Annotated in this window: 1 protein-coding gene; it reads right to left on the bottom strand. The window is 69.2% G+C overall.

The window, feature by feature from the left end; all coding sequences use genetic code 11:
- Window positions 1–485, bottom strand: a 485-nt coding sequence (locus ACDELDRAFT_RS23370) for a glutathione peroxidase (protein WP_005801942.1), incomplete at its 3' end; no start/stop codon positions are given.
- Window positions 486–642 lie beyond the last annotated feature (157 nt).

The raw sequence follows: 642 nt of genomic DNA on the forward strand, positions 1-642 counted from the left end.
GGGGCTGCCAGTGCCGCCTCGATGTCGCCCGCCAGCCGGGCGGGCGCCTCCTGCGGCGCATAGCGGCGCACCACCTTGCCGTCCCGGCCCACAAGGAACTTTGTGAAATTCCACTTGATGGCCTTGCTGCCCAGCAGGCCTGGGGCCTCGGCCGTGAGCCACTGGTACAGCGGCGCGGCCTGGGGGCCGTTGACGTCGATCTTGGCCATCATGGGAAAGTCCACGCCGTAGTTGCGCTGGCAGAAACTGGCGATCTCGTCGTTGCTGCCCGGGTCCTGGTGGCCGAACTGGTTGCACGGGAACCCCAGCACCACCAGGCCCTGGTCGGCATACCGCTGGTGCAGTGCCTGCAGCCCGCCGAACTGCGGCGTGAAGCCGCAGGCGCTGGCCGTGTTGACGATCAGCAGCACCTTGCCCCTGAACTGCTGCAGCGGCACGGCAGGGCCGCTCATGGACTGGGCTTCGAAGTCGTAAATGCTGGGCATGGGCCGCTCCTGGCAGGGAAAAGTCGATGGAACCGGTGCGAGCGGTCCATGGTAGCGGCGGATGCGCCCGCGTGCAGGGGTTGCCCGTGCGGCAACCCCCGCTGTCAGGGGCTGGCGCGGCGCCGGTATTGCAGCGCGGCCAGCAGCGCCGCGAGCA

It is taken from the genome of Acidovorax delafieldii 2AN (assembly GCF_000175235.1).
Lineage (GTDB): Bacteria > Pseudomonadota > Gammaproteobacteria > Burkholderiales > Burkholderiaceae_C > Acidovorax > Acidovorax delafieldii_B.